Genomic DNA, 22340 nt, shown 5'->3' on the forward strand with positions numbered 1-22340 from the left:
TCCTTCGCAGCCCTTTTTTTCGTTCAGGACACCAGGTAGCCCTTGATCCCGGTAAAGATGATTTGCGCCGCCAGTGCGCAGACGAAAAGGCCCATCAGTCGGCTGACGATCTGCAGGCCCTGATCGCCCAGAACCCGTTCGATGTGATTGGACAGATACAGCACCACGCCGACGGTGAAACTGGCCAGGGTGATGCTCATGATCGCGGTCAGTTTGTCGTCCCAGTGCGGCTGGCTGACGCCCATCACCAGCAGCGCACCGATGGTGCCGGGGCCGACGGTCAGCGGGATGGTCAGCGGAACGATCGTTACGTCCTGCTGCACGTTGTCACTCTGCACCACCGGCTTACCCTGGGCCATGCCCAGCGCCGAGATGAACAGCACGCTGCCAGCACCGATGCGGAATGCGTCCGCAGTGATCCCGAACACATCGAAAATCACCCGTCCGAACAGGTACAGCAGGACGCTGGAGACCAGCGTGGCAATCGCCACTTTCCAGGCCAGGCGCCGCTGTTCCTTGCGCGAGTAGCCCCGGGTCAGGCTGATGAAGCAGGACAACACGAAGAACGGGCTGTAGAGCACCAGCATCTTCAGGTAAACGCTGAATAACACGTGGAGCATGGTTCGGCTCGCATCCGGAGTGGGTGGAGCGAAGTCTATCAGTTGCTCTATTGTCTGTGTGCGTCGAGAGGCGGTGTCTAGCGATTGCGAAGTTTATTGAGGGTTAAGTTGTTCGTTTTTTAGTGTGCTGGATATAGTGTTACATGTTTGGGTTTGTCAGTTTTAAATAAGTTGGTTATTGTCCTTTTAGCAAGTTCATGAGGAGCTTGTTTTTAATATTTATCAAGGATTAGTAATGAACAATCAATTGGTTAGTCAGCGTTATATAGATGCTTGTGTTAAAGATATTCGGTCTTATGATCTGGGCGATGAGCTGGTGATTCGCCCTCGCAATCTGGTCATGCCGGGCGACAATATTGAAGCCCCGAACAAAGCTTCCGTGGTCGGTGAAGGCATTATTTCTTTCAGTGGCGGTCTTTCCGGTGTCAATCGAACGGATGCACAGAACGCGTTTCTATACGCCTCGCTGGTGGCAAACAAAAATTATCCACTGGAGCACCAGGGCAAAGAATGGTACATGCAGTTTCGTGAAGTCATGACCAACGCGGGCTGGACGCCGATCAGCAAGTATTACAGCGACCTGAAAGTCAGCGGCACCAGTGTTCGCATGGACAAACTGGTACTGGAAATTCTCGGTTCGGTCATTGCTGGCGTTGCTGTGCCGGGGCCTGCCACTGCGCTGATGCTGAAAGTGGCCGGTGACGCGATTGCCGCCCTGCAAAAACGCGATACCGCACTGACTGCCTATGAACGCAACGTGCTGCAAAATGGTGTGGGTGGTGTAACGGCTGGCGCATGTGCCGAAGTGAATGGTGCAACGGTATTTGCCATTGGTGCAGTACGGTTTGCCCGCAGGAATACATCGACCAAAGTCCTGTTCGTCGATGTCGATATTCGTAATGTCGATCTGTATAGCGGTGAAACCGTATTTGAGAAAAATGACGCTTTGGCTGCCGCTAATCGCGATTTTATTGCGCAGAAATTGGTCAATCATATCACCAAGAAAATTGACTACGATATTTAATGATGTCTGGGAGGGCAGTCGTGTTACGACTGCCCTTTTTTAGGAGAGGTTGATATGGAGTCTGATTGTTCAGTTCTGATTGTCGGTGCGGCCGTTTTACTCATTCCTGATTCAGCAAGGTTGGGCGATTATAGTGATGTAATCAATAGCGTATTGTTTGCGCAATTGAGTGCAAATAAACAGGTAACAAAAGATTCGAGTGTGGATTGGTACGACGCTTATTCTCAAGTGCTCGATAGCTTATGGCTGAGGTCTGTAAAAACACGCGAGGACTTTGACCTGAAGCCAGATAGTGCGACCTCGGCCACCACATTGATTGTGGCCGCAATGGCAGAAATCGAAAAAGATCTGGCAACACTGACTGCCGAGGCCATGTTTCGGGTGGTTAACGCCTCCGATTCGAATCGTGCGATCAACGTGTTACGCACGCATATGCATAAATCAGGAGACACATCAGTAGAGCAGTCACCCGAGGCGGCGGAAAATGCGCACATGCTGGTCATTGTCGCGCGAACGCCGGATTCGCTGAGTAGCGTGTATATCAGCTACCAAAACTGTCCACCGTTGAATTCGCATCCACGGGTGTTACCCGGTCTTGGAGCCGAGCTGCAAGGTCTCATCACTTTGCGTTGTGCGCAGGCGAATCTGTCAGAAACTCTTTATCGCCTCGCGCGTGAAGGTATTGCCATGAGGTTGAAAGACCGGATCGCGGCGAATGTCGTACTTTTCACTGAGTGTGGCGAATCCTGTGCAGCTGATCTTTCCCGGGAGATTCAGCCATGAAGGATCTATTTGCGCCTCCGGCGGCTGTGGTGGGCGGCAGTGTTGTGACTTTCGCCTCGGGATTGCCGGCATCACACCGCGAAGACATCTACATGAGTACCGCTTTTGCGCAGAGAGCCACCCGCCTGGCCCTTGCAGACGGATTGTCGGAAGATTGGTTCGGCTATTACTGCAGGCAATTGAAGCATCTCGGGTGGGATGTGCCAAAGCCGCAGACGTTCTTGCCCTCAGGTATTGCCCCCATGGGCACAGAGGCGGTGCAGCGCATTTCGGCGTCTCTTGGGGACGCTTTTTCACTGCCCATGAGCCGTGCCTTGGCAAAACTGGAGCGTAATTTGTCGGCGCTCGAATTATTCGAAACCGCTAGCCTCGGCGCCGATGTCGGTTATTTTCAGATGATTCCCTGTGTGATGAACGGCGCACACAAGGTTGACATGGGGATCTATCACCGACAGTTCAAAATCCAGCGAAATGTTTCGCGGTTCCTGTTCATCGAAAATGAATCGCCTGAATACCAAGGTATCGAGCAGATGGCACGCATTACGTTCAACACGCTGCATTACGCTGATTTTCGAGAAAAGGTGAAACAGTCCGTGATATCGCAGTCTTTGAAGTACCTGCAAGACCTGGACATTTGAGCAAGTGGGGCGAACCCCGCTCAGGAAGTCGGCGCCGTTCGATTTTGCTGATCGCGCTGGGCTACCCAGTGTTCGATCAGCTCGCGCAGTTGCGACAGTTCCACCGGTTTGGCCATGTGCCCGTCCATCCCGGCCTGGCGCGCACGTTCCTTGTGTTCGGCGAGGATGTGCGCGGTCAGCGCGACGATCGGTGTGCGGATGCGCTGATTGCTGACTTCCCAGGCACGCAATTGCTGGGTCGCCGAGAAGCCGTCGAGGATCGGCATTTCGCAGTCCATCAGCACCAGATCGTAACGCTGGGCCTTCATCGCCTGCAGGGCTTCTTCGCCGTTGCTGGCGGTGTCCGGTTGCAGGTTGAGTTTGCCGAGCATGCCACGAATCACTTTGGTCGAAATCGTGTTGTCTTCGGCGACGAGAATGCGGAAATCGCTCGGCACCCTGGCCGCTGTCGCGGGGGTGACCACTTGCGGCTGGAACACCACCTGACCTTTATTGCGCTGGTTCAACTCGTCCGCCAGCGTGGTCTTGAGCGTATAGCCGGCCACCGGTTTGGCGAGGATGCGCTTGATCCCCGAATTGCGCGCGATGATCTTGCTCGGCGCATTGCTGATGCCGGTGAGCATGATCAACAGAATGTCGTGGTTGAGGCTCGGGTCTTCCTTGATCTTTGCCGCCAGTTGCATGCCGGTCATGCCGGGCATGTTCTGGTCCAGCAGCACCACATCGAAGTAGTCGCGCAGGTGCGCCTTGGTGCGCAGCAGCGCCAGCGCTTCCTTGCCCGATGGTACGGCGCTGACGTTCAGACCCCAGGCGCTGCATTGCTGTACCAGCACCTTACGGCAGGTGTCGTTGTCGTCCACCACCAGTACTCGCGCACCTTGCAGCGGGCCGTCGAGGTCGGAGGTCGGGTGTTCGAGGCGATCCGGGTCCAGTGGCAAGGTCAGCCACAAGGTGCTGCCCTGATTGGTGCCGCTCTTGATCCCGAACTCGCCGTGCATCAGGCGGATCAGTTGCCGGGCAATCACCAGCCCGAGATTGCCGCCCAGACGGTTGGCCGAGAGGAAGTGTTTGCTGTGCAGTTCGGCGTGCAGCAACGCATCGCGCTCTTCCGCCTCCATCGGCTGGCCGCTGTCCTGCACGGCGATGCGCAGGCGCGGTTTGACGCTGCGCTCGTCGAGGGCGACGACGATCAGCACTTCGCCTTCGTCGGTTTTCTTCAGGGCGTTTTCCAGCAGGCTCAGCAGGGTCTGGCGCAAGCGGGTCGGGTCGCCGCTGATGACGCGCGGCACCTGCGGCTGAATGAAGCTGATCAGCTCGACGTTCTGCTGTTCGGCCTTGGCCCGGTAAATGCTCAGGCAGTCGTCGATCAGCGCGTTGAGGTCGAACTGCACATCGTCCAGTTCGATCTGCCCGGACTCGAGCTTGGAGATGTCGAGGATCTCGTTGATCAACGTCAGCAATTCGTTGCCGGCGCTGTGGATGGTTTGCACGTAATCGCGTTGCTTGACCGACAGTGGCGTACCCAGCAACAGTTCGGTCATGCCCAGCACGCCGTTCATCGGGGTGCGGATCTCATGGCTGATCTTGGCGAGGAACTCGGCCTTGGCGTTGATCTCGGCATTGCTCGCGGCAAGGTCGCGGCTGATGCTGAACCGGCTTTCGGTGATGCTGCGCTGGCGTTCACCCAAGGCAATGCTCATCAGCAGGCCACTGATGCAGATGAAACCCATCAGGGTCATGATCAGGCCTTGCGGTGCCACCAGGGTCAGCCCCAGCAGGGCCGGCAAAATGATCAGCGTGCCGATGTTGAACACCACCATCCCGGCAACGAACAGCCGCGCCGGACGGTAGCCCTTCTGCCAGTGATAGAAGCCGACCAGCAACATGCTCAGACCGGCCAGCGCCACCAGCGCGTAGGTGATGATGTTCAGCGGCAGGGTGTTGACGAACAACAGCAGCAGGCTGCAGATCACAATAAACAGAATGTCGCCCAGCAACAGTTTGTTCAGCGGGTGCGGGCCGAGTGGGGCGAAGAAGCGCAGGGCGAACATCAGCCCGGCCGGGGCGGTCAGCAGCAACGCCAGATAAGCGCCCGGGGTCTGGATCGCGTGCCAGTTCGGCAACCACGGGCCGGCGAGGTTGAGCAACAGCAATAGACTCAGGCCCAGCAGTCCTTCGCAGACCGCCAGCCACAGGCTGCTGCGCGAGCGCGAGTAGGCGTAGCGCACAAGATTGTGCAGCAGCAACATGCCGAGGCAGCCGAACAGCAGGCCGAAGATCAGCGTCTGGTTCTGGTTAGCGGCACTCATCACCGCCGATTGCAGGGTGATGTGCGGGCGTAGCTGATGGTCGGAAACCATCCGCAGATAGACGTCAAGGGATTTGTCACTTTGCGGCAGTGGCAGCAGGAAATCGCTGCTTGGGAGCGGCCGTTCGACCTGCGGCTGGCGGGTGCCGGAGGTGCGTTGCTCGATCAGCTTGTCGCCGTCCAGCACGTAGAGGCTGAGGTTGGACAGGTCCGGGGCGAAGATTCGCAGCACTTGCTCGTGCTTGCCCGGGGCCAGTTTGAAACGCAGCCAGAGAGCGCCATCGGGCTCGGCCGCCGTGAGGCGATCCAGTTCGATAGGGCTGAATTGATTGGTGTAGCGTGCCGAGCGGATGTCGCTCAGTTGCAGATTGCCCTGATCGTCAAGCAATACCGACCAGCCACTGCCTTGCGCGGCCATAGCCGGAAGCATGCAGAGCAAGGTCAGCAACGTGACGGTGAAACTTATGGCAATCCTGAGCCAGCGCACGGCGAAATCCCTTCGTAGGTTGATGCCAGAATATAACGATGCGCGGCGGCGGAACAGCCCGGCGAGGGACTGCATCCCGCGCCGGACGTGAAGGACAGCTTATTCCTGGGTTTCGCCACGTTCACGGGCAATGGCGCGGTAGCCAATGTCCTTGCGGTAGAAGCAGCCTGCCCAGTCGATGGCGGCGGCCAGCTTGTAGGCTTGCTGCTGGGCTTCGCTGACGCTGGCGCCCATGGCGGTGGCGCAGAGTACGCGACCACCGGCCGTCACCACCTTGCCATCCTTCAGGGCAGTACCGGCGTGGAAGACTTTGCCTTCCAGGCCTGCGGCTGCGTCCAGACCGTTGATCACCGCGCCCTTGGCGTAGTCGCCCGGGTAGCCGCCGGCGGCCAGCACGATGCCGACGCTCGGGCGTGGATCCCACTGGGCTTCCACCTTGTCCAGCGCTTGCGCCAGAGCGGCTTCGACCAGCAGCACCAGGCTCGACTGCAGACGCAGCATCACCGGTTGGGTTTCCGGGTCACCGAAGCGGCAGTTGAATTCGATGACTTTCGGGTTGCCGGCCTTGTCGATCATCAGACCGGCGTAGAGGAAGCCGGTGTAGACGTTGCCTTCTTCGGCCATGCCGCGCACGGTCGGCCAGATCACCTGATCCATCACGCGCTGGTGCACGTCGGCGGTGACCACCGGGGCAGGGGAGTAGGCACCCATGCCGCCGGTGTTCGGGCCGCTGTCGCCGTCGCCAACACGTTTGTGGTCCTGGCTGGTGGCCATCGGCAGGACGTTCTTGCCGTCGACCATGACGATGAACGAGGCTTCTTCGCCGTCGAGGAATTCTTCGATCACCACGCGAGAACCGGCATCACCGAAGGCGTTGCCGGCGAGCATGTCGCGCACGGCGTCTTCGGCTTCGGCCAGGGTCATGGCAACGATCACGCCTTTACCGGCGGCCAGGCCATCGGCCTTGATCACGATCGGTGCGCCTTTTTCACGCAGGTAAGCCAGGGCCGGCTCGATCTCGGTGAAGTTCTGGTAGTCGGCGGTTGGGATCTTGTGACGCGCGAGGAAATCTTTGGTGAAGGCTTTCGAACCTTCCAGTTGCGCAGCACCGGCGGTCGGGCCGAAGCAGTCCAGGCCACGGGAGCGGAACAGATCGACCACGCCAGCCACCAGCGGCACTTCCGGGCCGACGATGGTCAGGGAAACGTTTTTCTCGGCGAAGTCGGCCAGTTGCTCAAGGGCCAGCACGTCGATGGCGACGTTTTCGCACTTGGCTTCAATCGCGGTACCGGCGTTGCCCGGCGCGACGAAAACCTTCTGCACGCGCGGATCCTGAGCCACTTTCCAAGCCAGGGCGTGTTCACGGCCACCGCTGCCAATGATCAAAACATTCATTTCAAAAACCTCAAATTCTGTGGGGCGCTACCAAACCTCTGTGGACTGAACCTGTAGGAGCTGCCGAAGGCTGCGATCTTTGCTCTTGATCCTTTAAAGCAAGATCAAAAGATCGCAGCCTGCGGCAGCTCCTACACAGAGGGAGCGGTGTATCAGTGACGGAAGTGGCGCATGCCCGTAAAGACCATGGCGATGCCGGCTTCATCAGCAGCAGCAATCACCTCAGCATCACGCATCGAGCCACCCGGCTGGATCACTGCCGTGATACCGACCTTGGCCGCGTTGTCCAGACCGTCGCGGAACGGGAAGAACGCATCCGATGCCATTACCGAACCCGCCACTTGCAGACCGGCGTGTTCAGCCTTGATCGCGGCGATCCGCGCGGAGTTTACGCGGCTCATCTGGCCGGCGCCGACACCAATGGTCTGACGGTTCTTGGCGTAGACAATGGCGTTGGACTTGACGTACTTGGCGACTTTCCAGGCGAAGATCAGGTCGTGGATTTCCTGTTCGGTCGGTGCACGCTTGGTCACCACCTTCAGGTCATCGGCGCCGATCATGCCGATGTCGCGGCTCTGCACCAGCAGGCCACCGTTGACGCGCTTGTAGTCCCAGGCCGGAACGCGATCCGCCGACCACTCGCCGCACGCCAGCAGGCGCACGTTGGCTTTGGCGGCGACGATGGCGCGAGCTTCTTCGCTGACGCTTGGAGCGATGATCACTTCCACGAACTGACGCTCGACGATCGCCTTGGCGGTGTCGGCATCCAGTTCACGGTTGAAGGCGATGATGCCGCCGAAAGCCGATTCGGTGTCGGTGGCGTAGGCCAGTTCGTAGGCCTGACGGATGCCGCCCTCGGCGTCCGGGCTTACGGCCACGCCGCACGGGTTGGCGTGCTTGACGATCACGCAGGCCGGCTTGACGAAGCTTTTTACGCATTCCAGCGCGGCGTCGGTGTCGGCCACGTTGTTGTACGACAGCTCCTTGCCTTGCAGTTGGGTCGCGGTGGCGATGCCGACTTCGGCTGGTTTGGCTTCCACGTAGAACGCCGCGCTCTGGTGCGGGTTCTCGCCGTAGCGCATTTCCTGAGCCTTGATGAACTGGCTGTTGAAAGTGCGCGGGAATTCGCTGCGACCTTCGGTGCTCAGCACGTCGGCAGCCTGATTCACGGTGCCCATGTAGTTGGCGATCATGCCGTCGTAGGCGGCGGTGTGTTCGAAGGCCTTGAGCATCAGGTCGAAACGCTGAGCGTAGGTCAGGCCGCCGGCCTTGAGGTTTTGCAGAACGTTGGCGTAATCGCTGGCATTCACCACGATCGCTACGTCTTTATGGTTTTTCGCTGCCGAACGAACCATGGTCGGGCCGCCGATATCGATGTTCTCGATTGCGGTCGGCAGGTCGCAACCTGGCTTGTTGATGGTGGCTTCGAACGGGTACAGGTTGACCGCAACCAGGTCGATCGGCTTGATGCCATGCTCGCTCATAATGGCGTCGTCGATACCGCGACGACCGAGGATCCCGCCGTGGATTTTCGGATGCAGGGTTTTCACCCGACCGTCCATCATTTCCGCGAAACCGGTGTAATCCGCGACTTCCACTGCGGCAACACCGTTGTCGCGCAGCAGCTTGAACGTCCCGCCGGTGGAGAGGATCTCGACGCCGAGGGCTTCAAGCTCCTTGGCGAATTCGAGGATCCCGGTCTTGTCGGAAACGCTGATCAAGGCGCGGCGGATCGGCAGGCGGGTAGTCTGGTCGGTCATCTCAATTTCCATCAAAAGCAAAGGAAGTCAGCAAAAAAGGCGACCGGTTTTACGCGGGCGCCTTTCTGGTTTGATTGAATGCTTACAGCAGATCGTACTGCTTGAGTTTCTTGCGCAGCGTGCCGCGATTGAGTCCCAGCAGCTCACTGGCCTTGGTCTGGTTGCCCTTGACGTAGTTCATCACGCTTTCGAGCAGGGGAGCCTCGACTTCGGAGAGCACCAGGTTGTACACATCCGTGACGGACGCGCCCTCAAGGTGGGCGAAATAATTGTGCAGCGGCTTCTCGACACTCCCGCGACGGGTCTGACCTTCTTCGCTCGGGGTAGTGAGGTGCTGTTTCAAATTCACGTTGTCGCTCACGGGTGCTGTTCCACTCACTAAAGTCTCGGTCATCATCGTCATGCGGCCACCCCTTCTTCGTCCCCTGTCAGGCTCTTGTAACGCTCGGCGAAGAACTCCCGAACGTTGGCGCATTGTGTTTCCGTACCATCCAAACGATTGAAGTGGGCGCGAAACTCCCTGGCGCCCGGCAAGGTTGCGAGATACCAGCCCACATGCTTGCGGGCAATGCGCACGCCCATCACGTCCCCATAGAAGGCGTGAAGTGCGGCCAGATGCTCCAGCAGGATGCGTTCCACTTCGATCAGCTCCGGCGCCGGCAATTTCTCGCCGGTACGCAGGAAGTGTTCGATCTCGCGAAAAATCCATGGCCGCCCCTGGGCAGCCCGGCCTATCAGCAGGCCATCGGCACCGGTCGCGTCGAGCACGTAACGGGCCTTTTCCGGCGAATCGATATCGCCATTGGCAAACACCGGCATCGACACCGCCTGCTTGATTGCGGCAATCGTGTCGTACTCGGCTTCGCCGGTGTACAGATCGGCGCGCGTGCGGCCATGCACGGCCAGCGCGGTGATCCCGGCCTGCTCGGCGATCTTCGCCACGGTCAGGCCGTTCTTGTTGTCGCGATCCCAACCGGTGCGGATCTTCAGGGTCACCGGCACATCCACTGCAGCGACCACGGCCTGCAGGATCTCGGTCACCAGTGCTTCGTCTTTCAATAACGCGGAGCCGGCGGCCTTGTTGCAGACCTTCTTTGCCGGGCAACCCATGTTGATATCAATAATCTGTGCGCCCAGTTCGACGTTGGCCCGTGCCGCGTCCGCCAGCATCTGCGCATCGCCACCGGCAATCTGCACCGAGCGTGGCTCGGGATCGCCTTCGTGGATCATGCGCATGCGCGACTTGCGGGTGTTCCACAGGCTCATGTCACTGGTGACCATTTCCGAGACTACAAGCCCTGCGCCCAAACGCTTGCACAGCTGACGAAAGGGCTGGTCGGTGACCCCCGCCATCGGGGCGAGAATCAAACCGTTCTGCAATGTATATGGGCCGATGCGTACCGCCGACATAGGACTTCCCTGAAGTGGGGCCGGATCATGAGAGTTCGAAAAAGGGTTGGCATGATACCCGCTCTCGATGACTGGATAAAGGCTGAATTGAACAAAATCTGAACAGTTATTCTGTTATTGCCAGCGGTTTGGTTGCCGCGGGCGCAGTCAGAAAACTGCCGTCAAACCTGAAGCGGTGAAGCGATTCACTCGGGCGAGTGGAAACTCAGGCTGTAATTCACCGCTTTGGGGCCTGGATCGAGGATATCCAGCGCGATGTGGATCGGCGTCTGTGGCGGCATTTCCGCCATCCCTTCAAGGTCGCCGTTGAGGTATTCGCCGGGTTTGAAGCGACGACTGGCGATCAGATGACCGTTGAGGTCGGCGAAGCGCAGTTCCAGTAGCGGAAACGGCTGGGAGAACGTCGCGCGGTTGTAGATGATCGCATCCACCACCAGCGCCCCGCTGAATTCCGGATGGCTGCGCACCACCAGATTGCTGCTTTTGATTTTGCCGATGTCGACCTTGGACGGCACTGTGCAGCCGATCTGCGGACAGAACTGTTGAAACCATGGGCGGTACTGATCCTGGCGCGCCAGTTCGTCGAAATGATAGGCAATGTACTGACCTGCCAGACCGGCGGCGGCCAACAGCACCAGCAAGCCCCAGAGCAGGCGTCGGCCCCAGGGCGAGCGGCGCTTCTGCCAGTCCAGTTGCAGCGGATCGTCGGTCAGATCCTGCAGTACTTCGGCGCGCACGCCGGGTTCGGCACGCTCGCGTTTTTTGCGCAGCGGTTCGACCGAGGGCAGGTCATCTTCGTCGGGTTCGACGTTGGCGGACAGGCGTTCACGACGGGCATTCGGATCGATCGGGTCGTGCAGGCGCAGTTGCGGGATCGACGGCTCGTCGTCCAGATCCACCGGCTCCAGCGACAGCGAAGGCTCGGTGCGCACGGTTTTCAGCGGTTCAGGTTCGACGGCATCTGGCTCGACTTCATCTTCGGGCTCGGGCAGGTGCTCATCGTCGCGGGCGCTGAACAGGCTGTCGCGCCACTCCGATTCATCGGCTTCCTGGCTGTCGCGACGCGCGCTCAGAGACTCTTCGCGCTGGCGACCGAATTCGGTGGTCGGCTGGATTTCCCGTTGTTCGAGGCGGGCCAGTTCTTCGTCCAGATCAAGACTGTCCAGATCCAGCTCGCTGGCGCTCCATTGCTTCTGGCTGATGGCGCGCGGTGCGGTCGGTTCGACGCTGGCCGGTGCTTCAACCACCGGCGGTGGCTCGCTGACCACAGGTTGAGCCTGTGCTGGCTGGACGATGGCTGGGGCCACCGGCGTCACCGCTTCCTTGCCGGCATGTTGTTCCAGCAGCTGTTTGGCGGCGTTGAACACTTGCAGGCAGGAGCCACAACGAACCACCCCACGGGCCACGCTCAATTGGGCATGGCTGACGCGGAAGCTGGTTTGGCAATGCGGGCACTGGGTGACGAAGCTGTCGGTCATGCGGCGATCCGGTTTATGCAGGCGGTCATTCTAGCGCCGACGGCCGGTGATACGCACCCAGCCATCGCGATTGGCGATTGGGTCGAGATCAAAGTCCTGCGCATAGGCGGCGGCGACTTCTTCACCTTGTTCGGCGAGGATGCCTGACAGCGCCAGGCGACCGCCGGTTTTCACCAGGCCGGACAATTGCGGCGCCAGGGAAACCAGCGGGCCGGCCAGAATGTTGGCGACCAGCACGTCGGCTTTGACCTGCGGCAGATCTTCCGGCAGGTACAGCGGGAACAGCTCATCGGCAATGTTGTTGCGCCCGGCGTTGTCACGCGAGGCTTCCAGCGCCTGCACATCGATGTCGGTGCCGACCGCTTCTTTGGCGCCGAGCAGCAGGGCGGCGATCGCCAGAATCCCCGAGCCGCAGCCGAAGTCCAGCACGTTGCAGTCTTTCAGGTCCTGACCGTCGAGCCATTCCAGGCACAGGGCGGTGGTCGGGTGGGTGCCGGTGCCGAACGCCAGGCCCGGATCCAGCAACAGATTGACCGCGTCAGGCTCGGGCGCGGCGTGCCAGCTCGGCACGATCCACAGCCGCTGGCCGAAACGCATTGGCTGGAAACCGTCCATCCAGCTGCGTTCCCAGTCCTGGTCTTCGATGACTTCGCTGTGATGCTCGGGCAGCGGACTGCCGGTCAGCAGTTCCAGATGCGCCAGCACCGGTGCAGGCTCGGTGCCGCCCTCGAACAGGGCCAGCAGGTGCGTGTGTGCCCACAGTGGGGTGGTGTTGAGTTCCGGCTCGAAGATCGGCTGATCTTCGGCGTCCATGAAGGTCACCGAAACGGCGCCGACTTCAAGGAAAGCGTCTTCGTAGGTTTCGGCTTGTTCCGGGCTGATGGCGAGACGTACTTGCAGCCAAGGCATGGCGGGCACCTTTGAAAAAATATGATTGCAGCCTAGCGGCCAGCGAGAAGCGCGCAAGTTTACGCGAGCGCAGACGATTTGTGGGAGAGACTTGAAACGCCATTCCCTTGTAGGAGTGAGCCTGCTCGCGATGGCGATGGTGCTGTCGACACATATACTGGATGTGCCGGCTTTATCGCGATCAGGCTCACTCCTACAGGGGTTTATGTAATCTGCAGAAACAACAAAGCCGCCCGAAGGCGGCCTTGTCAGGTGCGGACTTGAAGCTTAGTGCTTCTCGCCAGCCAGCTTGTGCTCGAGGTAGTGAATGTTCACGCCCCCTTTGCAGAAGCCTTCGTCGCGGGTCAGATCACGGTGCAGCGGGATGTTGGTCTTGATCCCGTCCACCACGATCTCGTCCAGGGCATTGCGCATGCGCGCCATGGCTTCGTCGCGGGTGGCGCCGTAAGTGATCAGCTTGCCGATCAGCGAGTCGTAGTTCGGCGGAACTGCATAACCGCTGTACAGGTGCGAATCGACGCGAACGCCGTTGCCGCCTGGGGCGTGGAAATGCTTGACCGTGCCCGGGCTCGGCATGAAGGTTTTCGGGTCTTCAGCGTTGATCCGGCATTCCAGCGAGTGACCACGGATCACCACGTCATCCTGCGTGAACGACAGCTTGTTGCCAGCGGCGATGCTGAGCATCTCCTTGACGATGTCGATACCGGTGACCATTTCCGAAACCGGGTGCTCCACCTGAACACGGGTGTTCATTTCGATGAAGTAGAAACGACCGTTCTCGTACAGGAACTCGAAGGTACCAGCGCCACGGTAGCCGATGTCGATGCACGCCTTGACGCAGCGAGCCAGCACTTCCTGGCGCGCCTGCTCGTCGATGCCCGGTGCCGGCGCTTCTTCAAGCACCTTCTGGTGACGACGTTGCAGCGAGCAATCGCGGTCGCCCAGATGGATCGCGTGACCCTGGCCGTCGGACAGTACCTGAACTTCGACGTGACGCGGGTTGGTCAGGAATTTTTCCAGATAGACCATCGGGTTGCCGAACGCCGCACCAGCTTCGGAGCGGGTCAGTTTCGCCGAGGCGATCAGGTCTTCTTCCTTGTGCACCACGCGCATGCCGCGACCACCACCGCCGCCGGCGGCCTTGATGATCACCGGGTAGCCGACTTCACGACCGATGCGCAGCGCCGTTTCTTCGTCTTCCGGCAGCGGGCCGTCGGAACCAGGAACGGTTGGTACACCGGCTTCGATCATCGCGTGCTTGGCCGATACCTTGTCGCCCATCAGGCGAATGGTCTCGGCTTTCGGGCCGATGAAAGCGAAGCCGGAATTCTCGACCTGCTCGGCGAAATCGGCGTTTTCCGCGAGGAAACCGTAGCCTGGGTGAATGGCGGTAGCGCCAGTCACTTCAGCGGCAGCGATGATGGCCGGGATGTGCAGGTAGGACTGAGCGGCGGACGCCGGGCCGATGCAGACGGATTCGTCTGCCAGACCCAGGTGCATCAGCTCTTTGTCGGCCTTGGAGTAAACGGCGACGGTCTTGATGCCCATCTCTTTGAAGGCACGAAGAATCCGAAGGTCGTTGTCACCGCGGTTAGCTATCAGAACTTTTTCCAACTTCGCAGTCATCAAAGGCTCTCCGCAGTTCAAACGCGGGTGAACAGCGGTTGGTCGTACTCAACCGGCTGGCCGTCTTCGACGAGGATGGATTCGATCACACCGCTGGTTTCAGCTTCGATGTGGTTCATCATCTTCATGGCTTCGACGATGCACAGGGTGTCGCCTTTCTTCACGGTCTGGCCGACTTCAACGAAGGCTGGCGAGGTTGGCGAAGATTTACGGTAGAAGGTGCCTACCATTGGCGAGCGGGCCACGGTGCCGTTCAGTGCCGGAGCAGCAGCGGCAGCCGGAGCGGCAGCAGCTACTGGAGCAGCGGCGGCAGGTGCAGCGGCCGGAGCCTGCATCGGCGCCGGAGCGTAGTACTGCTGAGCCGGGGTCTTGCTGTGACGGCTGATGCGTACGGACTCTTCGCCTTCCTTGATCTCGAGCTCGTCGATGCCGGACTCTTCCAGCAATTCGATCAGTTTCTTAACTTTACGGATATCCATGAATCATCAACTCCCAAGGGTCGGTCAGGGGCGTTTAACGCTTGTGGTTCAAGTCGTTGCCTGTGTTTCAAGCTGTTCTAGTGCGGCCTCCAGGGCCAGTCGGTAACCGCTGGCGCCAAGGCCGCAGATCACTCCCACCGCTACATCGGAGAAGTAAGAGTGATGGCGGAAAGGTTCGCGTTTGTGCACGTTGGACAAATGCACTTCGATGAATGGGATGCTCACTCCCAGCAGCGCGTCACGTAATGCGACACTTGTGTGTGTAAATGCTGCTGGATTGATCAGAATGAAATCCACGCCCTCACCGCGAGCGGCGTGGATGCGGTCGATCAATTCGTACTCGGCGTTGCTTTGCAGGTGCAGCAGATGATGGCCGGCTTCACGGGCGCGGCGCTCCAGATCCTGATTGATCTGCGCCAGGGTCGTTGAACCGTAGGTGCCGGGTTCGCGGGTGCCGAGCAGGTTCAGGTTGGGGCCGTGCAGCACCAGTAGCGTTGCCATCTGCGTGTTCCTTGTTATGAATGAGCAGTCGTCAGAACCCGGCGACTATGCCGCAAAGACTTTGTGACTGTCCAGTTCTCTGCAATAGCCAGCACGATGACCGATGTTTGCGCGAAATTTGTGACTGAGTGATTTGATCCGGTCATTCCGCAAGATTTGCGCTGATGCGAATGACGCTATCGCGAGCAGGCTCACTCCTACAGTTGAAATGTGTTCCCTTGTAGGAGTGAGCTTGCTCGCGATAGCGGTTTGTCAGACGCGGAAGGCCTGCACGGCGGTATGCAGTTGCCCGCCCAATAGCAGCAGGTTCTCGCCCTGTTCACGACCTTCGCCGATGCGCAGCAGGTTATCGCCGCCCAGTTGATGGATCCGCTCGCTGTGATCGCGAATCTCGCTGACCGCGCCGCTTTGCTGGGCGGTGATATCAGCGATGCGGATCGCCGTGTCGGAAATGGTCTGGATCGCGCCGACGATTTTATCCAGCGCGCCGTCCGCCGCTTGTGCCTGATTGGCCGTGGCTTCGGCGTGTTCGACCTGCGCGCGCATGCCTTCGACCGATTGTCGGGCCGCAGTTTGCAGGCCAGCGATCAGCGTCTGGATTTCCGCTGTCGCGCCCGCCGTGCGTTGCGCCAGTGAGCGCACTTCTTCGGCCACCACTGCAAAACCACGGCCCATTTCCCCGGCCCGCGCCGCTTCGATCGCCGCGTTCAGGGCCAGCAGGTTGGTCTGGTCGGCAATCGAGCGGATCACCGTCAGCACGCCACCAATGGTTGCCGACTCTTCGGCAAGGTGCTCGATCATCTGCGCGTTGCCTTGCACCTCGCCGACCAGAGCATGCAGGCCGGTGAGGCTCTGGCCGATCACGGTTTGCCCATGTTCGACGGCCAGCCCGGCATGGCGGCTGGCATCGGCAGCCTGCCGTGCATCGCCAGCGACCTGCTGAATGGTCGCTTCAAGCTCACCCAGTGAATCGCGGATCAGCGCAGTGTCGCCGGCCTGATGTTCGGCACCGTTGTGCAGATCGTTGCTCAGTTCGGCCAGGGTGCGGCTGCTGCCGGCGACCTGTTCGGCGTTGCCGCGAATCGTCCCGACCAGATCCACCAGATAGGCGCGCAAGCGGTTGAGCGAAGCCTCGATGTCATGCAGTTCGCGGTTGGTTTTGCCCAACTGAATGTCGCGACTGAAATCGCCTTCGGCCCAGGTCGACAGCGCCGGAGCAAGGTTGGTCAGGGTGCGCGCCAGGCGCCGCTGCAAGGTGTCGATCAACAGCGCGATCAGCAGAATCAGGCCGATCATCACGCCTTGCATCAAGCGCACTTCGCTCTGGATCTGCCCGTGCTGCGCGCGCACTACCGGCTCCAGTCCGGCGATCGCCTGTTGCACGGCAGCGATCTTCAGATGGGTCGCGGTGCTCAGGTCTGTGCGTTTCTGGATCTGCTCGCGGGTACGCGCCAGCTCCGCCGGGTAGCGACCGAGCAGGCTGTTAAGTTCACGCTTGAGGCCGACCCCGGCGTCTTCGGCGGCGGCTTTTTCTGTGCTTTCGATGCCCATCATTGCGGCGAAATCGTCGCTGCCTGATTCATTCGTGGCGACCACGCCGAGCAGGGGCAGGGCGTCGATGGCTTGAGCCTGGGTGCGGATATTGTCGACTTCACGCTCGACATCGGCCGCCAGTTCACTGCGGCCGCTGCTGACCAGTTTGTCGCGGGCCAGCGACAGCTTGCCCAGATGCTGGGAGGCGGCGAGCAGCGGCGTCAGGTACGTCGCGTTGCCGTTGGCGTAGGTGCTCAGTTGATCGAGGCTGGCACTCAGTTCGCGTTCGGCCTGCAGCAACAATGCCTGCGGATCACCGGCCAGTTTGCCGGCGGCGAGCAGGTCGGTCTTGCTGAATTCTTCCAGGCTCGACAGGCTCGGGCGCAGGGTCTCGGCCAGTGCCGGCGGCAGTTCGCCGAGCTCCTTCTGCAGGCCGTCGATGGCCTGGCTGGCGCTGCTCAGGCGCAGGGCGTCGCCGCTGGCGAGGTAGTCCTCGACATTGCGTGCCACGTCATTCTGAAATTGCTGCGACAGGCCGAGGTAGCGCTCCATCAACAGATACGGGCGCTCCAGGGCTTTTTGCGACCACCACAGCGTCGCACCGAGCGCCACGCAAACGGCGACCAGCAGCAGAGTATTGAGATTGGTGAGCAACTTCAGGCGCATGACGGCTACCAACGGCAGAAATGGTAAGCGCCTGAATTTATTGCGGTTCTGTTACAGCGTTATGACCGAATCAGTGGATTCCGATGAAAAAGTGGCACTTTGCTTTGAGTCACGCGCGGTCTGCACCCGGTTGCGTCCGGCACCTTTGGCGCGGTACAGCGCCTCGTCGGCCTGGCTGGCCATCATCAGGCTGTCGGAATCATCGTGCATCTCCACCACGCCGGCGCTGAAGGTGCACCACAAATCCTGCGGCTGCGCCGGGTAGTGGATTTCGGCGAAGCGCTGGCGGATTTCGTCGAGCACTTTGTGCGCCGCTTCTATATCGGTGTCGGGCATGACGATGGCGAATTCTTCGCCACCATAACGGCCGATGAAGTCGGTCTTGCGCAGGCGTTGCTTGAGGAACAGCGCCAGGCTTTTGATCACCCGGTCGCCCATCGGATGGCCGTGGCTGTCGTTGACCCGTTTGAAGTGGTCGATGTCGAGCATGGCAAAGCTCAGCGGCTTGTTCTCGCGGCGGGCGCGGAACGAGCAGTCTTCGAGCAATTGCAGGATGTGCGTGTGGTTGTACAGGCCGGTGAGGCTGTCGCGGACCATCCGCGCCTTGAGGTTGCGCGCACGGGCGGCGCGGTTGCGCACAGTCGTAATCAGATGCCGCGGCTTGATCGGTTTGGTCAGGAAGTCGTCGCCGCCCTCGCTCATCGCGTCGAGCTGCTTGTCCAGATCGTCCTCGGCCGACAAGTAAATGATCGGCACGCTGACGTAGCGGTCGTTGTGGCGGATGACCTTGGCCAGTTCGGTACCGGTGCAGGCCGGCATGTACATGTCGAGGATGATCAGATCCGGCTGGAAGTCCGCCAGTTCGGCCATTGCCTGGATCGGTTCGATCAGCGTGCGGGTGACGATTCCGGCGCTGTTGAGCAGGCGCTCAGTGTGCAAGGCCTGGGCGCGGGAGTCGTCAATGATCAGCACTTTATAAGGTTCGTACTGGGCGACGCAGGTCAGGACTTCGATCTTCTCCAGCAGGCTCGACGCTTCGAGGGTGCCGGTGAGGAATTCCTGGCCGCCGGCGCGCACGGCGGCGAGGCGGGTCGGGGTGTCGGTTTCGTGCAGGCTGAAGAACAGCAGCGGCAGCGGCTCTTCCAGACCAACCTGAGCTTCGGCGGCCAGTTGCAGACCGACGCCGGCGCCGCTGAAGTCCACGTCCATGACAATCGCAGCGGGCAAGCGCTCGACCATCGAGGAGCGAAACGCCGCGACACTGTCCAGCGCTTGCGCGGTCAGGCCGAAAAATTCCAGCTGCTTGGCCAGTCGCTCGGCGCGGTCGTGATCCTGCAACATCACGTAGATCGGCTTGCGCAGCGGCGGCAGGAAGGTCTGGTCGAGTTGATCGCCATGGCGCAGACCGGTGCGCGACAGGCGCTGCATCAAGCGATTGAGGTCGGTGATCAGGCCGCTGCTCAGGCGCCCGCGATTGGCGTCCACCGCTTCCAGCGACTGACCGATATGACGCGCGAGCTGCGTGTGTTCGGGCTGTTCGAAACGCTCGGCAAAACGCAGCAGGCGCAGATTGGCCTCGCTCAGTTCGGCGAGGTCGGCGGTGGACCACTCACTGCGTTGCAGGCGCTGCCATATCTCAAGAATCTGACGTGCCTGATGAATTACCCGCTGGGCAAAGTGGTGCTTGAGGCGCTCACGGCTGGGGTCTTCTGGCTCGGTCATATCCTGACTACTAGTTAGGGCGCATGCTGAGATCGACTGGTGGCTCTATGCTAGCACCTCTTTTCCCTTATATGAGTGTCGTGCGTCAATAATCTGCGACGCTGCACAATTCAGTTTCTGACCGGGTGGTCTCGGATTGGACCTGTTCGTCGTTGAGACTCCCGAAAACCGGGCGTGTCGTGCTGCTCAATAGGTGAAAAAGCCTTTGTGCACAACGCTGTGCTGCGCACACGCGCTGATCTGCAAATGTCTGATTCGGGGCTACATTGGTAGCGGTGTATCAGGGAAACCCCTAGAGAATTCGCAGTTCGATGTCGGGCCTTCGGTGGATTTTCTGCTTCTCTTCAATGGCGGGTGCCGGCCTTGGCACGTTGTTGTATGGTTGTGGTCGAACCGTTGAACCCAAGTGATTGAAAGGATATCGCCATGCTGGACTGGAAGAACCGCGCGGGCAGCGCGCCTGAACGTGCCGCTGAGCCGAAGTCGGCCACCCGCAGCTATGTGGGCGGGCTGTTGTTCAGCCGCGCGCTGGCCACGCTGATCGGCATTTATCTGCTGGTGACCATCGGCCTGGGCTGGTACTGGAGCCAGGAGCCGGCGCTGTTTCCGGTGGCGCAAAACGCCCAGGCGGCTGCCGAGAAAGAAGGCAAGCAAATGGTCGTCGGCTACACCACGGTCGAAACCCTCAAGACCGTTGCCGGTACGTTGCTGAACAAACCGGGCGGCTACATTTCCAACGACCGTTTCCCGCCTGGCCTGTGGATGGACAACACGCCAAGCTGGGAATACGGCGTGCTGGTGCAGGTACGTGACCTGACCCGTGCCCTGCGTAAAGACTTCGCCCGTTCGCAGTCGCAGTCGGCCGAGGATGCTGATCTGGCCAAGGCCGAACCGCGTTTCAACTTCGACAACAAGAGCTGGATCCTGCCGTCGAGCGAATCGGAATACCAGGAAGGCATCAACTCCCTGAGCCGTTACCAGGCGCGCCTGTCTGATCCTACGCAGAAAAACGCCTTGTTCTACGCCCGTGCCGACAACCTCAACAACTGGCTGGGCGATGTCGGCACCCGTCTGGGTTCGCTGTCGCAACGCCTGTCCGCCAGTGTCGGCCGGGTCAAGCTCAACACCGCGCTGAAAACCGAAGTGCCGGCGGTTGGCGAAGTCCCACAGGTGGACGAAGAAGTCGTCGAAACCCCGTGGATGCAGATCGACAACGTGTTCTACGAAGCGCGCGGTCAGGCCTGGGCGCTGTCGCACCTGTTGCGCGCCATCGAAGTCGATTTCGCCGATGTGCTGGCGAAGAAGAACGCTACGGTCAGCGTGCGTCAGATCATCCGTGAGCTGGAAGCGTCGCAGGAGCCGGTCTGGAGCCCGATGATTCTTAACGGCAGCGGCTTCGGCGTGTTGGCTAACCATTCGCTGGTCATGGCCAACTACATTTCCCGGGCCAACGCCGCCGTGATCGATCTGCGTCAACTGCTCAATCAGGGCTGAGTCATGGTCGAGAGTGCCAAAGAGGCGGCCCATCGCGCCGCCTCCGATGCTGAACAGATCGCCTGGGTCGACGAGCAGGACAACCTGCTCGGCGCTCTGGTGCGGGCCGATCTGCGTGAGCGCGGGCTGATCGGGCGCGGCACCTACATCATGCTGTTCAACAGCGCCGGTGAGCTTTGCGTGCATCGGCGCACCTTGAGCAAGGCGATCTATCCCGGTTACTGGGATGTAGCGGCCGGCGGCATGGTGCAGGCCGATGAAACCTACGCCGAATCGGCGGCCCGCGAGCTGGAAGAGGAATTGGGGGTGAGCGGGGTGGAACTGACCGCCCACGATCATTTCTTCTTCGAGGACACCGGCAATCGACTGTGGTGCTCGGCGTTTTCCGCGGTGTGGGACGGCCCGCTGAAACTGCAGCCGGAAGAAGTGCTGGAAGCACGCTTTATTCCGGTCGAACAGGTATTGCTGGAAATCGGGCAAAAGCCATACTGCCCGGACTCTCTGGCAGCCTTGAAGCGCTATCTGAAGGCGCAGCAAAGCGACGTCGCAAAGAACACATAAATTGGCGCCGATTGGCTCTTAGCAATTGCGCTTTTTGCCGTTACACTGCGCGACCTTTTCAAGCTGCACCGAATGGTTTGACGTGGGCCTGAACGATTAAGGGCCTGTAGGAGCTGCCGAAGGCTGCGATCTTTTGATCTTTGAAGACCAGGATCAAAAGATCGCAGCCTCGTTTCACTCGACAGCTCCTACAGGTCGAAGTCGAGCGGTTCAACGATTTCGGTGCAGTAGCGCTGCCCCTGCCTGAGTGGGGCTTCGCGGTCGATGACCTTGCCCAAGGTCGCGATCAGTCTTTGTCCTCCCAAGAGGATTGCCGGTGGCCAAAAAAGCCGCATCCTTCGCCGCCCTTGGTGGCCTGGTATTTTCCACCGACGCAGGTCGTCATTGCCCGGAATGCAGCAAGCCGGTGGACGCCTGTATCTGCAAACAAACCGTGATCCCGGCCGGGGACGGCATTGCCCGCGTGCGTCGCGAGAGCAAGGGCCGTGGCGGCAAGACGGTGACCACCATCACCGGTGTGCCACTGGCCGAAGACGCCCTCAAGGAATTGGCGACAACGTTGAAGAAACGTTGCGGCACCGGCGGGGCGTTGAAGGACGGGATCATCGAAATCCAGGGCGATCATGTCGAGCTACTCTTGGCAGAGCTGATCAAACACGGTTTCAAAGCGAAGAAGTCCGGCGGCTAGCAGCCTCTGTGAAATCCATCTGCGGCTTGATCCGGCACTGAAGCAGTTCAGATCCGGCGTCGTCTCCATGGTTTTCACAGAGCCTGTTCATGACCGGTTTCTAAACTACACGCGGTCAGCGCGGTCTACCGCCGCGCTGACGAACCGTCATTTTCATTCTTTAGACTGCGCCGGCCTGCGATCAGGCGACGCACTATGACTTCTTTATAGGGGACTTCGATGTCCGTACGACGCACACCTAAAAAAGATTGCAGCCAA

19 protein-coding genes are annotated in these 22340 nt (G+C 60.0%); 6 read left to right on the top strand and 13 right to left on the bottom strand.

Annotated features, from left to right (window positions below; translation table 11 throughout):
- Positions 1-23: 23 nt before the first annotated feature.
- Positions 24-620, bottom strand: a complete 597-nt coding sequence (locus ACIP8I_RS09045) for a MarC family protein (protein ID WP_007961956.1) — start codon at positions 618-620, stop codon at positions 24-26.
- A gap of 235 nt (positions 621-855) precedes the next feature.
- Here ACIP8I_RS09045 and ACIP8I_RS09050 point away from each other — a divergent pair, with 235 nt between their 5' ends.
- Genes ACIP8I_RS09050 through ACIP8I_RS09060 form a run of 3 tightly spaced genes read left to right on the top strand, consistent with a single transcriptional unit; the run spans position 856 to position 3065 of the window.
- On the top strand, positions 856-1644 hold the full coding sequence (locus tag ACIP8I_RS09050; RefSeq protein WP_400760367.1) for a hypothetical protein: 789 nt from the start codon (positions 856-858) through the stop codon (positions 1642-1644).
- Between the two features lie 54 nt (positions 1645-1698).
- The gene (locus tag ACIP8I_RS09055; RefSeq protein WP_400760369.1) at positions 1699-2427 is read left to right on the top strand and encodes a hypothetical protein; all 729 of its coding nucleotides are present in this window, start codon (positions 1699-1701) and stop codon (positions 2425-2427) included.
- On the top strand, positions 2424-3065 hold the full coding sequence (locus ACIP8I_RS09060; protein ID WP_400760371.1) for a hypothetical protein: 642 nt from the start codon (positions 2424-2426) through the stop codon (positions 3063-3065). Before ACIP8I_RS09055 ends, ACIP8I_RS09060 begins: the two co-directional genes overlap by 4 nt.
- Positions 3066-3085: 20 nt before the next feature.
- Here the strand turns inward: ACIP8I_RS09060 and ACIP8I_RS09065 are convergent, their stop codons facing one another.
- From ACIP8I_RS09065 to gcbA, 12 genes are all read right to left on the bottom strand, one after another.
- Positions 3086-5860, bottom strand: coding sequence for a response regulator (locus ACIP8I_RS09065; RefSeq protein WP_400760374.1), 2775 nt, complete (start codon positions 5858-5860; stop codon positions 3086-3088).
- Positions 5861-5959: 99 nt separating this feature from the next.
- Positions 5960-7255 (bottom strand): phosphoribosylamine--glycine ligase, encoded by a 1296-nt coding sequence (gene purD / locus ACIP8I_RS09070; RefSeq protein ID WP_007961947.1) that lies wholly within the window; start codon positions 7253-7255, stop codon positions 5960-5962.
- 152 nt (positions 7256-7407) lie between these two features.
- Positions 7408-9015, bottom strand: a complete 1608-nt coding sequence (purH, locus tag ACIP8I_RS09075) for a bifunctional phosphoribosylaminoimidazolecarboxamide formyltransferase/IMP cyclohydrolase (protein WP_400760377.1) — start codon at positions 9013-9015, stop codon at positions 7408-7410.
- Positions 9016-9097: 82 nt separating this feature from the next.
- Positions 9098-9418, bottom strand: a complete 321-nt coding sequence (fis, locus tag ACIP8I_RS09080; RefSeq protein ID WP_400760379.1) for a DNA-binding transcriptional regulator Fis — start codon at positions 9416-9418, stop codon at positions 9098-9100.
- The gene (dusB, locus tag ACIP8I_RS09085; protein WP_400760381.1) at positions 9415-10425 is read right to left on the bottom strand and encodes a tRNA dihydrouridine synthase DusB; all 1011 of its coding nucleotides are present in this window, start codon (positions 10423-10425) and stop codon (positions 9415-9417) included. The genes fis and dusB overlap by 4 nt, the downstream gene beginning before the upstream one ends.
- A 185-nt stretch (positions 10426-10610) precedes the next feature.
- Positions 10611-11903, bottom strand: coding sequence for a DUF3426 domain-containing protein (locus ACIP8I_RS09090; RefSeq protein WP_400760384.1), 1293 nt, complete (start codon positions 11901-11903; stop codon positions 10611-10613).
- A gap of 30 nt (positions 11904-11933) precedes the next feature.
- A complete protein-coding gene (prmA, locus tag ACIP8I_RS09095) occupies positions 11934-12812 on the bottom strand; it encodes a 50S ribosomal protein L11 methyltransferase (protein ID WP_027613592.1) in 879 nt (292 codons plus the stop codon).
- 267 nt (positions 12813-13079) lie between these two features.
- A complete protein-coding gene (gene accC, locus ACIP8I_RS09100) occupies positions 13080-14438 on the bottom strand; it encodes an acetyl-CoA carboxylase biotin carboxylase subunit (protein ID WP_400760386.1) in 1359 nt (452 codons plus the stop codon).
- A 17-nt stretch (positions 14439-14455) separates the two neighbouring features.
- Positions 14456-14917, bottom strand: coding sequence for an acetyl-CoA carboxylase biotin carboxyl carrier protein (gene accB / locus ACIP8I_RS09105; RefSeq protein WP_400760388.1), 462 nt, complete (start codon positions 14915-14917; stop codon positions 14456-14458).
- A gap of 48 nt (positions 14918-14965) precedes the next feature.
- Positions 14966-15418 (bottom strand): type II 3-dehydroquinate dehydratase, encoded by a 453-nt coding sequence (gene aroQ, locus ACIP8I_RS09110; RefSeq protein WP_025111759.1) that lies wholly within the window; start codon positions 15416-15418, stop codon positions 14966-14968.
- 252 nt (positions 15419-15670) lie between these two features.
- Positions 15671-17617 (bottom strand): methyl-accepting chemotaxis protein, encoded by a 1947-nt coding sequence (locus tag ACIP8I_RS09115; RefSeq protein ID WP_400760391.1) that lies wholly within the window; start codon positions 17615-17617, stop codon positions 15671-15673.
- Between the two features lie 51 nt (positions 17618-17668).
- Positions 17669-19339: a diguanylate cyclase GcbA gene (gene gcbA / locus ACIP8I_RS09120; RefSeq protein WP_400760394.1), complete on the bottom strand. Its 1671-nt coding sequence runs from the start codon at positions 19337-19339 to the stop codon at positions 17669-17671.
- A gap of 426 nt (positions 19340-19765) precedes the next feature.
- Here gcbA and ACIP8I_RS09125 point away from each other — a divergent pair, with 426 nt between their 5' ends.
- The 3 genes from ACIP8I_RS09125 (at position 19766) to ACIP8I_RS09135 (ending at position 22082) form a co-directional block, all read left to right on the top strand.
- Positions 19766-20833, top strand: coding sequence for a DUF2333 family protein (locus tag ACIP8I_RS09125; protein ID WP_007963034.1), 1068 nt, complete (start codon positions 19766-19768; stop codon positions 20831-20833).
- A gap of 3 nt (positions 20834-20836) precedes the next feature.
- The gene (locus tag ACIP8I_RS09130; protein WP_400760396.1) at positions 20837-21394 is read left to right on the top strand and encodes an NUDIX hydrolase; all 558 of its coding nucleotides are present in this window, start codon (positions 20837-20839) and stop codon (positions 21392-21394) included.
- Between the two features lie 316 nt (positions 21395-21710).
- The gene (locus ACIP8I_RS09135; RefSeq protein ID WP_007914613.1) at positions 21711-22082 is read left to right on the top strand and encodes a translation initiation factor Sui1; all 372 of its coding nucleotides are present in this window, start codon (positions 21711-21713) and stop codon (positions 22080-22082) included.
- Positions 22083-22340 lie beyond the last annotated feature (258 nt).

The organism is Pseudomonas sp. NPDC088414 (genome assembly GCF_044753325.1).
Lineage (GTDB): Bacteria > Pseudomonadota > Gammaproteobacteria > Pseudomonadales > Pseudomonadaceae > Aquipseudomonas.

Bases quoted from the DNA above. Each gene is read 5' to 3' on its own strand.
- ACIP8I_RS09045 (WP_007961956.1), bottom strand. From the start codon at position 620: ATGCTCCACGTGTTATTCAGCGTTTACCTGAAGATGCTGGTGCTCTAC.
- ACIP8I_RS09050 (WP_400760367.1), top strand. From the start codon at position 856: ATGAACAATCAATTGGTTAGTCAGCGTTATATAGATGCTTGTGTTAAA.
- ACIP8I_RS09055 (WP_400760369.1), top strand. From the start codon at position 1,699: ATGGAGTCTGATTGTTCAGTTCTGATTGTCGGTGCGGCCGTTTTACTC.
- ACIP8I_RS09060 (WP_400760371.1), top strand. From the start codon at position 2,424: ATGAAGGATCTATTTGCGCCTCCGGCGGCTGTGGTGGGCGGCAGTGTT.
- purD (WP_007961947.1), bottom strand. From the start codon at position 7,255: ATGAATGTTTTGATCATTGGCAGCGGTGGCCGTGAACACGCCCTGGCT.
- purH (WP_400760377.1), bottom strand. From the start codon at position 9,015: ATGACCGACCAGACTACCCGCCTGCCGATCCGCCGCGCCTTGATCAGC.
- fis (WP_400760379.1), bottom strand. From the start codon at position 9,418: ATGACGATGATGACCGAGACTTTAGTGAGTGGAACAGCACCCGTGAGC.
- dusB (WP_400760381.1), bottom strand. From the start codon at position 10,425: ATGTCGGCGGTACGCATCGGCCCATATACATTGCAGAACGGTTTGATT.
- ACIP8I_RS09090 (WP_400760384.1), bottom strand. From the start codon at position 11,903: ATGACCGACAGCTTCGTCACCCAGTGCCCGCATTGCCAAACCAGCTTC.
- prmA (WP_027613592.1), bottom strand. From the start codon at position 12,812: ATGCCTTGGCTGCAAGTACGTCTCGCCATCAGCCCGGAACAAGCCGAA.
- accC (WP_400760386.1), bottom strand. From the start codon at position 14,438: ATGACTGCGAAGTTGGAAAAAGTTCTGATAGCTAACCGCGGTGACAAC.
- accB (WP_400760388.1), bottom strand. From the start codon at position 14,917: ATGGATATCCGTAAAGTTAAGAAACTGATCGAATTGCTGGAAGAGTCC.
- aroQ (WP_025111759.1), bottom strand. From the start codon at position 15,418: ATGGCAACGCTACTGGTGCTGCACGGCCCCAACCTGAACCTGCTCGGC.
- ACIP8I_RS09115 (WP_400760391.1), bottom strand. From the start codon at position 17,617: ATGCGCCTGAAGTTGCTCACCAATCTCAATACTCTGCTGCTGGTCGCC.
- gcbA (WP_400760394.1), bottom strand. From the start codon at position 19,339: ATGACCGAGCCAGAAGACCCCAGCCGTGAGCGCCTCAAGCACCACTTT.
- ACIP8I_RS09125 (WP_007963034.1), top strand. From the start codon at position 19,766: ATGCTGGACTGGAAGAACCGCGCGGGCAGCGCGCCTGAACGTGCCGCT.
- ACIP8I_RS09130 (WP_400760396.1), top strand. From the start codon at position 20,837: ATGGTCGAGAGTGCCAAAGAGGCGGCCCATCGCGCCGCCTCCGATGCT.